We start from the raw sequence: 12,322 nt of genomic DNA, 5'->3' as shown, positions 1-12,322 counted from the left end.
TGGAATTAAAACTTCAATATCTAGTGGTAGCGTTAATTGAGACATGTTATAATTTTTATACATAAAGCACCTCGTTAATTTATTTTTTGTGGTTATTAATTAAATTATGCGAAAGTGCTTTATTTTTTTGTATAAGAATTGATATTTTGTCACGATTTTGTAAAGTGCTGACGCCTGAGGGAATAGTATGCGTGAGAGACTACAGGCTCGAACCATACCCCTAGGCAAGCATGCACGTACAAAATCGTAGATTTTATAAATAAAGAAAAAAAGAGCTAATCCGAAAATATGGATTAGCTCTTTTTATTTGAGAATGGGTATTTATGTCTCAGCCTCTATAGTTCTACTATTGTTTATTAACTTCTTCTTCAATTTTTTCACTGATTCCAGGTTCAACTTTTTCAAGTGCTGTTTCAGCAATTTCTACAGCTCTCTTATATCTATTATTAGCAAAGAGTCTTTCTGCTTCATTAAGACTTTTATTCAGTTCATTGTTTTCTTTTCTGTATCTATTACCATACTGAATTAATGTTTCTGCATGAACTGCATTAATTAAAACATCCGTCGTTTCATCTTCGAACTTATTCATTTGTAGTACAATATTACTCACTTTATCTTTAACATATTGTACATTGATTGGTCTTTGACTGAAGATTTTATTAACTTCACGAATTTCATGATCAATTTCATTCTTCATAATGATGAATCTTTCAGGTACACTAGGTAAATTCGACGCCAATAAATTTCTATATATTTCTTCTTTTTTAGATTGAACACGTAATGTGTTTTGTTGAGCACTTGCTTCATCTTCTCTAAGTGAAACTAAGTGATTTTGAATTTTTTGTTGATTATCATTTATCACTTTAACATGTTCTTCAATATATAATAAGTTATCTTCCACTTCACTATATCGAACATTTGTCTTAGCCATTTCACCTAATATTTCATCATAAACACTGATAAGATTTTGTATTTCATTCTCATACTGTCTAACTTTATGAACATCTTCTTCTGAAATATAGTAATTTTCTCTAACATATTCAATTTCAGTTTGAAGTGTGTAGTTCATATCTTTTGCGTGGAATAATTCGTCTGTAATAATTTCTTTAGATTGTTCTACAGTATTTTTAGATTTCACTTCATGTTCAATCAAATCATACATATCATCTAAAGTATCATTTATTTCAATTATAATGTTCTCAGCTTTAGTCAATTCTAGTCTACCTATTAATGGTTCAACTAAATTAAGTTTGCCACGTAATGTTTGTAAAGTACCTTCAACTTTAACGTGTTCAAGATTATATCCTTCGACTTTTAAATCTCTACAACCAAATTTCAAGTCTTGGAACTGACCTGGTAATTCTTTTTGAACATCTTTAATCAACAATGGAATTTCATTCATATCTTCTTGCATGCGTTTCATATCTGTATTGAGTTGATCTATATGACCACTTGCTTTAATATAATGCCCATCTTCAACAAGTTCTTCATATTGCTCAATTCTAGGTAAAAATGCTTCAATATTTTTCTCAATAAGTTCTGCAGCATCACCAAATTGATGTCTGTTAGCTAATACTTCCCTTTTTGTTTCTCTATAAATTTGTTTAGATTCATCGTATAATTGGTCGCTTGTTTCTACTGTTGTCATTAATTCTGTAACACTCTGAGTTAAACGCGTATATTTCTTCTCTATACCATCCATGATTTTATTAGCATCAGCAATACTTTCTTCTGATTGAGAAAACTTAAATTTATCTAATTCTGCATCTGCGTCGTGAATTTTTGCATCTACAACTTTTAAATCTTCTTGTAAAACAGTTTGCCATTCCCTTTTGAATTGATCATACTTGTCCTTAGCTTCACCATGTATATTTAATTTTTTAAGTTTAGCTAATTCATCTTGAAAAGGTAATTGTTTAATTTTTTGCTTACGCTGCTCGGTCTCAGTAATCAAATTTCGCTTTGATGTACGCAACCATAACATTATACCAATACCAATTAATATAATGATTATAATTGCAAGTGTTATATAAATTGCCATTATGTATTCTCCTCCTAAATCGTTCTCTTTATTATAACGTAAAATATTTATCCAACAAACCTTTTTCTATGCAAAACATATTCAAAATCTTAAAATAGAGATATAATTCAAAAAAATAATGAAATGAGGAACAAAAAATGCCAGAAAATCAATTAGACTATACATTACTTAGTAGACAACTTGATGGTTTATTATCAGGTGAGAAAGATTTAATCGCTAATTTAAGTAATACTTCAGCATTTATCAATCAATTCTTACCAAATATAAATTGGATAGGTTTCTACCTTTTAAAAAATAATGCATTAAAACTAGGACCATTTCAAGGTTTACCTGCCTGTGTTGATATCGAAATAGGAAAAGGTGTATGTGGTACAGCTGTTTCTCAAAAAAAATCTCAACTTGTAGAAGATGTTAATGCATTTCCAGGACATATAGCTTGCGATGCAAATAGCCAATCTGAAATCGTTATACCTATATACTATAACAAAGAAATAATTGGTGTGTTAGATATCGATGCCCCAGTTAAATCACGATTTAGCAAAGAGGATTTACAAGGTTTAGAATTACTTGTTCAAACTCTTGAACAGCATATTCATATTTAAAATATAAATTGACATCCCCCTTCCAAAAAGGTATACTATTCTTTGTGTGAATTAACGAAAGTAGCAGTTAAATATTATAGGGCTCTATGTTATTCCCAAAGAAGGTGTGTTGTGTAACCGCGGCTGCAAGGTGAAGACACAAAAACATAACATATCCTTATGAGCATTTAACATTCTTTCTTGTTTCTTCATAACATTCAAACAAGAAAAAGGAGGAACTTCATTATGGCAAGATTTAGAGGTTCAAACTGGAAAAAATCACGTCGTTTAGGAATTTCATTAAGCGGTACAGGTAAAGAATTAGAAAAACGTCCTTACGTACCAGGTCAACATGGTCCAACTCAACGTAAAAAATTATCTGAGTATGGTCAACAATTACAAGAGAAACAAAAATTACGTTTCATGTACGGAATTAACGAACGTCAATTCCGCAGTATTTTCGAAAAAGCTGGTAACATGAAAGGTGTTCATGGTGATAACTTCATGGCACTATTAGCTTCTCGTTTAGACGCAGTAGTTTACCAATTAGGTTTAGCTCGTACTCGTCGTCAAGCACGTCAATTAGTTAACCACGGTCACGTAACTGTAGATGGCGCTCGTGTAGACATTCCATCTTACACTTTAAAACCAGGTCAAACTATTAGCATTCGTGAAAAATCACAAAAATTAAACATCGTATTAGAATCAGTAGAATTAAGTCACCACGTACCTGATTACTTAACTTTCGATGCTGACAAATTAGAAGGTACTTTCGTACGTGTTCCTGAACGTAGCGAATTATCAGCTGAAATCAATGAACAATTAATCGTTGAGTACTACTCTCGTTAATAGTTATTGCAAAAACCACTTTCAAATTGAAAGTGGTTTTTTTGTTTTTGATTATTTAATTCCCCTTATGTTTTCAACCATTGTTCTATTTTTTGAGGATAATCCGTTATGATGCCATCTACATTTAAATTAATCATTTTTCGAACAGTCTCATCGTCATTAATAGTATAAGGCATTACTTTCATATTTACTTTGTGTGCTTCGTCGACAAATTTTTTTGTAACTATTTTATAATTTGGATTTATGAATGTCGCATATTCCCCTATTTTTCTTATAGAATCTCTACTTATGAATCGATCTTTCTTTTTAATGAGAACTCCTAACTCAATTCTAGAGTTTAAACTTTTAAATTTTTGAATGGATTTTTTGTTAAAAGATTGTATGATGATTTGTTGTTCATTGATGTCATTAGCAATTAAGGATTCAAGAATTTGTTCTTCTATACCCGGATATTTTTCTGGTTGCTTAACTTCGATTAAAAGTTTAATATCTGTATTTCTAATTAAATGTAATACATCGTCAAATAAAGGTATACGTTCTCCTATAAATTCTTCACCTTTCCATTTGCCTATATCATATTTTTGTAATTCCTTATAAGCTAAGTTTTTTATTTCGCCTTTTTCTAGTGAAGTGCGTTCTGTTGTAGGATCGTGCATTATAACAAGTTTATGATCTCGCGTTCTATGTATATCGATTTCGAGCATGTCTATATTTAATGTAAGTGCAAATTTATAAGATGCTATTGTATTTTCTGGTACTAGCGAAGGTACCCCTCTATGTGCTACTTTAATTATAGATTGTGGATTATACACATTCATTGTCTACTCCTTAATAATCAGTCATACTATAGATTATACCCAAATATATTTATTTAAAGAAAGGAACATTATAATGACAACACATATTTTTGACTTAAAAGGAACTTGGACTAAAGGTAGAAATGCTTCTGGTCATATAACTACAACTAATTTATCTACTCGAGTATCTATTCCAGAGGTTATGGATGGACCTGAAATTGGTACAAATCCAGATGAAATGTTACTCGGAGCTGCATCAACTTGCTACATGATTACTTTAGCTGCGATGATTGAACGTTCTGAAATTGAAATTGAAAGAATTGAAGTGAATTCAAAAGGACATGTTGATGTTGAAAATGACGTGATCACTTATAAAAAAATAGAACATTTCCCAGTAATTTATTTAAGTGAAGAACCTGATGAAACGCTACAAAAAAAATTAAATAGACTCGTTCAAAAAGCTGAAGAATCATGCATGGTTACGCGTGCATTAGCTGGAAATGTTCAAGTTATAGCAACTGGAGAAATAAGATTTTAAAATGAAAGCGTTTTAATCAGAATTTTCAATAAATTCACTATTATTTTATTATTTTCTCTGCTACAATATAGAACATAAATTCAGTAAGGAGTGTTTATATATGTATCAGCATGATTCTTTATTACTCGCACCAGGTCCTACTACTGTTCCAAGGGAAATATTAGAAAGAATGAATCTTCCTATGACAGGACATAGAACTAAGGAATTTAGTCAAATCATTCATCAAGCATCAAGAGATTTACAAACAATTTTTGGAGCAAAGCATCCTGTAGCTATTTTAACTTCCTCAGGTACAAGTGCCCTTGAAGCAGCTATGGTTAATATAGCCAATCCAGAAGATAACATTGTGATAATTGTTTCAGGAGCATTTGGCGATAGGTTTAGAAAGATAGCTTCTTCATACCCTTTCAATGCACATATTTTTGAAGTTGAATGGGGAAAAGGTGTTGATTTAAAAGAATTCGAAACATATTTAAACTCACTTAATGTAGATATTAAAGCTATATTTACACAATTCTGTGAAACTTCAACTTCTGTAAAACACCCTATCAACGAATTAGGAAAATTAGTAAAAGAATTTAATCCTGATATTTATTTTATTGTTGATGGCGTAAGTATCATCGGTGCAGTTGAAGTTGATATGGAAGAAGATAATATCGATGTTCTCGTTTCAGGTAGTCAAAAGGCAATTATGTTACCACCTGGAGCTGCTTTTGTAGCATATAATGACAGAGCAATTGAACGATTTAAAGAAGTGACGACTTCAAGATTTTATTTAGATTTAAATAAATACATAACTTCTTTAAATGATGATTCAACTCCATTTACACCTGCTGTATCACTTATTAGAGGTGTTCAAGCATATTGTGATTTAATTCGTGAAGAAAAATTTGAAAATACAATTAAAAGACACGAAGTATGTAAAACTGCAGTTAGGGAAAGTTTAAAAGCGTTAGGTATGACTTTGTTAGTTGAAGATCAATTTGCTTCCCCTACTGTAACTGCTTTCGTACCAAACAAAGATGAAGTAAAACAAATTAAAGATGAATTACTTAGCAGATTCAATATTACTATCGCAGGTGGTCAACAACATCTCAAAGGTACTATTTTAAGAGTTGGCCATATGGGTAAAGTTTCTCCTAATGATATGTTGCAATTTATAAGTGCATTAGAAATTATACTTTCAGAAATTCGTGATGAATCATTAATTGGTAAAGGTGTTTCTAAATTCCAGGAGGTCGTAAATCAATATGTTTAAAGTAATCGTAGTAGATCCAATTTCAGAAGAAGGTTTAAAGAGTTTAACTGACCATGAACAATTTGAAGTAGACATAAATACTGGTCTAAGTGAATCAGAACTTATTAACATTATAGATAGCTATGATGCTTTAATCGTTAGAAGTCAAACCCAAATTACACCACCTATTTTAGATGCAGCAAAAAACTTGCGTGTTGTCGCTAGAGCTGGTGTAGGTGTTGATAATATTGATATAAACTATGCAACTAAACAAGGTATTTTAGTTATTAATGCTCCTGATGGAAACACCATTTCAGCTACTGAACATTCAATGGCTATGATATTATCTATGGCTCGTAACATTCCTGAAGCACATCGTTCATTACAAGATGGTAACTGGGATAGAAAAAAATACCGCGGTACAGAATTATACAAAAAAACACTTGGTGTAATCGGTGCTGGTAGAATTGGACTTGGCGTTGCTAAACGTGCTCAAAGTTTCGGTATGAATATTCTTGCATTTGACCCTTATTTATCAAGTGACGATGCAAAGAGATTAGAAATCACAAGAGCAACAGTTGATGAAATTGCTGAACAAGCTGATTTTATAACTGTCCATACTCCACTAACACCAAAAACGAAAGGTCTTGTAAATGAAGACTTTTTCAATAAAGCTAAACCAAACTTACAAATCATCAATGTTGCTAGAGGTGGAATCATCGATGAAGATGCACTTATTAAAGCTCTAGATGAAGGGAAAATAGAGAAAGCAGCACTTGATGTGTTTACAGAAGAACCTGCGAACAACACGCCATTAACACAACATGAAAAAATCATTGTAACGCCACATCTTGGAGCTTCTACTATTGAAGCTCAAGAAAAAGTTGCTGTCTCAGTTGCTAATGAAATCATCGACATTTTCGAAAACAATAATGTTCTTCATGCAGTTAACGCCCCTCAAATGTCAGGTGAAGTTGAAGAAGAATTAAGACCATTTGTTGAATTAAGTAGAACAACTGGTGAAGTTGGTATACAACTATTTGAAAAAGGTCCAAGAGAATTAAAAATTAAATATCATGGCGAAATAGCACTTGATGACACTAGCTTAATTACAAGACAACTTGTAATGGGCGTATTGCAACAAGATTTAGGTGATCATGTTAATTTAATCAATGCATTAGTACTTCTAAATGAGCAAGGCGTTACGTACCAAATTGAAAAAAATAGTAAAAAGTACGGATTCAGTAACTATATAGAATTAGAATTAGTAAATAAAGAGCATTCTATAAAAATAGGTTCAACCGTATTAAATGGCTATGGTCCAAGAATCGTTCGTATCAACGATTATCCTGTAGACTTTAAACCAGAAAAACATATGCTATTAATTCATCATAATGATCAACCAGGAATTGTAGGTAAAATGGGACAAATCCTTGGTGAACATGGGATTAATATCGCTTCAATGCATTTAGGAAGACATTCTATAGGCGGCGAAGCATTAATGGTATTGTCAATTGATGATGAAGCTTCTGAAGAAACAATAGCTGATTTATTTGCTATAGAAGGCTTCCAAAGCATAAATAAAGTAGAACTTAATCAATCATTATAAACAATAAAGCTGAGACATAACTCAAAACAAATAAGCATATCACTTAACTGATTTTTCTAGTTTAGTGATATGTTTTTTTATAAGTTTTACGATTTTGTTCGTGCATGCTTGCCTAGGGGTATGGTTCGAGCCTGTAGTCTCTCACACATACCATTCCCTCAGGCGTCAGCACTTCACAAAATCGCTCTCAATATCTATTTTTATACAAAGATTAGAGGCTGAGACAAATTAATTGTCTCAGCCTCTTAGTTATAGAATAGCTAAATTTGCACTAGTTGGGAGAAGTGTAATCATGGGTAGCTATATTTACACTAGTCTAAAGAAGTGTAAGCTTGGGTACCTAAAGTTACACTAATCTATAGAAGTGTAAGTATGGGTAGCTATAGTTACACTAGTCTAAAGAAGTGTAAGCATGGGTATCCATATTTACACTAGTCTAAAGAAGTGTGAGCATGGGTACCTATAGTTACACTAATCTATAGAAGTGTAAGCATGGGTAGCTATAGTTACACTAGTCTAAAGAAGTGTAAGCATGAGTAGCTATATTTACACTAGTCTAAAGAAGTGTAAGCATGAGTAGCTATATTTACACTAGTCTAAAGAAGTGTAAGCATGAGTATCTATATTTACACTAGTCGGTAGTAGTGTGAATGATTTTCATAAAAAATAAGAGCAGAAATTCAATTTAATAATGAATTTCTGCTCTTTATAAATTTCTAGGACATTTATGTCCAAGTCTTTTATTTTTACTTTTTTATAATAAAATATTTCTAATATCTAATACATTATTTACAATATAATCTGCGTCATAAGACTCTAATTCAGCTTTAGCTGCTTGACCTTTTAATCCTGTTAATGTACCTATAAAAGTGGCCCCTGTCTTCTTAGCACTTAATAAATCTGCTAATGAGTCACCCACAATATATATGTTTTCATTTTCAAAAATCATTTTTTGATTCTGAATATATGTTAAATATTTCTCTGAATCATTACCACTATTGGCAATTAAATAACTAAATGGATTCGGTTTACCAAGTGGTTTGTGTTCCGGGTATGTTGTTTCAGCATTCAGCACTTCAGATGCAGTACCAATGTGAAATTCATCAAATTGTTTTAACCACCCTATTGTTTCAAACGGTACTAATGTTTCAGTTCTCGGTCTTCCTGTAGCAATACCTATTTGATATCCGACTTGTTTTAAATCTTCGAGTAGTTGTGTAACCTTATCAATATCTGCTAAAACAACTTCTTCTTTAATATATCCATTCTTATATGTTGTTCTAGCTGTTTTATGTTCTACTTCTTCATATAATTCTGTACCTAAATACCACTCTTGATATACTTCTTGAGCAATATCCCAGAATTTACTCTTGAGTTCAAAAATTGAAGCATCTTCAACGTTAAGTTCCTCTTTTGCAAAAGCAATTAAATCATGATAAATATTTTCTTTACCTGATGTTGCTTTAGATAAAAATTGTAACGGCGTTTCAATTTTAATTTGCGCCCCATTAAGTTTGTTTGCATAATCTTTTAATGTTGCTTCACTGAAATTATCGTTACTGAGATCTAATTTTGAACCTTCTACTTTTTTTAACAATTCAATTAAATGAGTACTTATTACAATAAAAAGCATATCCCAATTTGAATTTAATCCTAAAGACTTTAATTGATTCAAAATTTTGTCATCAATAAACATATCTTTTCTAATTTGCTGTATATCATTTTCCGTTAAATTCTCTAAACTTATTGAGCTTTTTAAATTCAGAAATGATTGACTATGTAATAATTCATAAACAGTCAGCGCTGATACATCGAAACATCTTTCTTCACTCAAAAACACACCATCTACATCAAATAATACTTGTTTCATAATATGCCTCCATTTTTTGAACATTCTGATTATAATTTTAGCATAGTTTCAAATTGAAAACAGTACAATTAAAGCATCTTGAGGATGTAAACGCTTTACATAAATTAGTTCTACTTTTAATGCGCCTCTTATCAGTAATTTTGCTTAGATCTGCTTTTAACGTACCACTTATCAGCAATTTTGCCTAGTTCTGCTTTTAACGTACCTCTTATCAGCAATTTTACATAGAACTGCTTTTAACGTACCTCTTATCAGCAATTTTACCTAGAACTGCTTTTAACGCACCTCTTATCAGCAATTTTACATAGAACTGCTTTTAACGCACCTCTTATCAGCAATTTTACTTAGAACTGCTTTTACTGTTCCTCTTATTAGTATAATCTCAGTAAGAATGCGTATAAAAATGTATACTACAACCGATTTTGTAAGTGCGGACGCCTGAGGGAATAGTATGCGTGAGAGACTACAGGCTCGAACCATACCCCTAGGCAAGCATGCACGTACAAAATCGTAAACTTGTACAAAAATAAATATTTCCACCGATTTTGTAAGTGCTGACGCCAGAGGGAATAGTATGTGTGAGAGACTACAGGCTCGAGCCATACCCCTAGGCAAGCATGCACGTACAAAATCGTAAACTCCATAAAAAATAAGCACATCACTGTAAACTTTAAAAAATCAGTTAAGTGATATGCTTATTTATTTTGAGCGAGGCTATATGTCCCGAAATCTTTTATTGTATTACATTACTTGTCCATAGCTTTATTTGCTATATATGTAACTTCTTTTTGTAATGTATTCGTTCTTTCTTCTAATAATTCCATAACTTTTGCTATTTTTTCACTTTTCTTTAACTCACTTGGAAATGTACTAGGATCAATAGGATCCCCAAATTTAACAAATGATTTCTGTCTAAATCCAAAGATAGATTTTACTTTTTTAGGACCTTCGAAAGCTGCAGGTACAATTGGTTTATTGCTTAATACAGCTATTGTTGCGGCACCTCTTTTTAATGGTGCTTCTCCTGTTTCTGCTCTATGTCCTGAAGGGAAAATACCAACACTTTTACCTTGATTTAGTAATTTAACAGGAATTTTCAGTGTACTTGGTCCTGGCTTTTCTCTATCTACTGGAAAAGCATTTAATGAATGGAAAAACTTATCCGACCAATTTTTAGAGAATAATTCTTTTTTTGCCATATAATTGATTTCAGTAGGATATAAACTTAAAGCTAACATTATAACTTCAACATAACCTGTATGCGTACAAGTAACGACATATGGTTCTTCAGGAACCTTCTCTTTATTTATTTTTACAAGTTGTTTACCGAACTTTTGGAAAACAACATGTAAAACAGTACTAGCAAATTTATACATTTAATGATCACTCTCTTCTTAATGATATTCATATTTTATCACTCTAATACTTGAGTCACAAGTTTTCATACAAAATATTGTAACAATTAAATACATCATATTATTGGCAATTTAATGCAATATCTATAATAATTATTTTATGGAGTTTTTTAGGAGGGATTAGAATGGATCAGAATCAAAATGGCGACAATTCAAATTTAAATCAAACATCTTCGAATGATTATTATTATAAGAAGAAAAATAAGATACCATGGTATCAAAGTTGCCTGATACCTTTTTTATCGGGGATTATTGGTGCAGTCTTAATACTCGTTTTATATATAGGTGGTACTAAAATTATTGATGTCGTTAATAACTACAATGACGAAGCGAATATAACGAAAGCACCGGCTAATGAAAAAGGCGGTAATATAAAAGATAATAAATCAAGTAATAAATCCGTATCTAAAATGATTGAAGATGTATCTCCATCTATTGTTGGTGTTATTAACAAACAAAAAGCTAGCGGAATTGAATCATTCTTTGGTGGAAAAAGTTCGGGTGAATCAAGTGATCCACAAGAGTCAGGTACTGGTACTGGTGTGATTTATCAATCTAGTGATAACAGTTCTTATATTGTTACAAATAATCATGTTATAGAGGGTGCCAATGAAATTGAAGTACGTCTTCATAACGATAAATCAGTTAAAGCTGAACTTGTAGGAACGGATGTTATGACTGATTTAGCTGTCTTAAAAATTGATGGCGATTATAATATCGAACCAATTAAATTCGCAGATTCTTCTAAAGTTAAAGCTGGTGAAACAGTATTTGCACTTGGTAATCCATTAGGAGTAGAATTTGCAAACAGTGTTACACAAGGTATTATTTCATCTGAAGAACGTACAATGGATGTACAAACTTCTGACGGTGTAACAGAAGCAACAGTCATACAAACTGACGCAGCTATAAATCCAGGTAACTCTGGTGGTGCTTTAATTGATTTAAACGGAAACTTAATCGGTATTAATTCCATGAAAATATCACGTCCTGATGTTGAAGGTATTGGCTTTGCAATACCAAGTAATGAAGTAAACAACATTATTAAAGACATAATGGATGATGGTAAAGTTACGAGACCATATATTGGAATTAGTATGATATCTATTGAAGATATACCAAGTCAATATAGAAAAGAATTAAAATTAACAACTGACAAAGGTGTATACATTTCAGAGGTAGATGAAAAAGCAAACAACGGGCTTAAAAAAGATGATGTTATCACTAAAGTTGATAATAAAGATGTTACTGAAGTTTCAGATATAAAAAATTATATCTATAATGAGAAAAAACCTGGTGATAAAATTACTATGAAATATATAAGAGATGGTAAAGAACATAGTACTAAAATCACTTTAAAAGAACAAAATTAAATTAAAAAAATC

10 protein-coding genes are annotated in these 12,322 nt (G+C 31.5%); 6 read left to right on the top strand and 4 right to left on the bottom strand.

What is annotated here, in order from left to right; translation table 11 throughout:
- Positions 1-346: 346 nt before the first annotated feature.
- Complete coding sequence (ezrA, locus tag LQ609_RS03965) at positions 347-2,041, bottom strand: septation ring formation regulator EzrA (RefSeq protein ID WP_239734351.1); 1,695 nt, start codon at positions 2,039-2,041, stop codon at positions 347-349.
- A 137-nt stretch (positions 2,042-2,178) separates the two neighbouring features.
- On the opposite strand from ezrA, the gene LQ609_RS03960 reads away from it, so the two are divergent.
- Both LQ609_RS03960 and rpsD read left to right on the top strand, forming a co-directional pair.
- Entirely contained in the window at positions 2,179-2,643 is a 465-nt protein-coding gene (locus tag LQ609_RS03960) for a GAF domain-containing protein (RefSeq protein WP_078356385.1), read from the top strand.
- Between the two features lie 225 nt (positions 2,644-2,868).
- Complete coding sequence (gene rpsD / locus LQ609_RS03955; protein ID WP_078356384.1) at positions 2,869-3,471, top strand: 30S ribosomal protein S4; 603 nt, start codon at positions 2,869-2,871, stop codon at positions 3,469-3,471.
- Between the two features lie 65 nt (positions 3,472-3,536).
- Here rpsD and LQ609_RS03950 read toward each other — a convergent pair whose 3' ends face one another.
- A complete protein-coding gene (locus LQ609_RS03950) occupies positions 3,537-4,289 on the bottom strand; it encodes a glycerophosphodiester phosphodiesterase (RefSeq protein ID WP_078356383.1) in 753 nt (250 codons plus the stop codon).
- 73 nt (positions 4,290-4,362) lie between these two features.
- Here LQ609_RS03950 and LQ609_RS03945 point away from each other — a divergent pair, with 73 nt between their 5' ends.
- From LQ609_RS03945 to serA, 3 genes are all read left to right on the top strand, one after another.
- Entirely contained in the window at positions 4,363-4,806 is a 444-nt protein-coding gene (locus LQ609_RS03945; RefSeq protein WP_078356382.1) for an SACOL1771 family peroxiredoxin, read from the top strand.
- Between the two features lie 100 nt (positions 4,807-4,906).
- The gene (locus LQ609_RS03940) at positions 4,907-6,064 is read left to right on the top strand and encodes a pyridoxal-phosphate-dependent aminotransferase family protein (RefSeq protein ID WP_239734350.1); all 1,158 of its coding nucleotides are present in this window, start codon (positions 4,907-4,909) and stop codon (positions 6,062-6,064) included.
- Entirely contained in the window at positions 6,057-7,652 is a 1,596-nt protein-coding gene (gene serA / locus LQ609_RS03935; RefSeq protein ID WP_078356380.1) for a phosphoglycerate dehydrogenase, read from the top strand. Before LQ609_RS03940 ends, serA begins: the two co-directional genes overlap by 8 nt.
- 754 nt (positions 7,653-8,406) lie before the next feature.
- Here the strand turns inward: serA and LQ609_RS03930 are convergent.
- Both LQ609_RS03930 and LQ609_RS03925 read right to left on the bottom strand, forming a co-directional pair.
- The gene (locus tag LQ609_RS03930) at positions 8,407-9,522 is read right to left on the bottom strand and encodes an HAD family hydrolase (RefSeq protein WP_239734349.1); all 1,116 of its coding nucleotides are present in this window, start codon (positions 9,520-9,522) and stop codon (positions 8,407-8,409) included.
- A 746-nt stretch (positions 9,523-10,268) separates the two neighbouring features.
- Complete coding sequence (locus tag LQ609_RS03925; RefSeq protein ID WP_239734348.1) at positions 10,269-10,898, bottom strand: lysophospholipid acyltransferase family protein; 630 nt, start codon at positions 10,896-10,898, stop codon at positions 10,269-10,271.
- A 164-nt stretch (positions 10,899-11,062) separates the two neighbouring features.
- Here LQ609_RS03925 and LQ609_RS03920 point away from each other — a divergent pair, with 164 nt between their 5' ends.
- Positions 11,063-12,310: a S1C family serine protease gene (locus LQ609_RS03920; protein ID WP_239734347.1), complete on the top strand. Its 1,248-nt coding sequence runs from the start codon at positions 11,063-11,065 to the stop codon at positions 12,308-12,310.
- The last annotated feature ends 12 nt before the right edge of the window (positions 12,311-12,322 follow it).

Origin of the sequence: Mammaliicoccus sp. G-M28 (assembly GCF_022386595.1) — a bacterium.
GTDB classification, from domain to species: Bacteria; Bacillota; Bacilli; order Staphylococcales; family Staphylococcaceae; genus Mammaliicoccus; species Mammaliicoccus fleurettii.
This window is presented reverse-complemented; position numbering and strand designations above follow the sequence as displayed.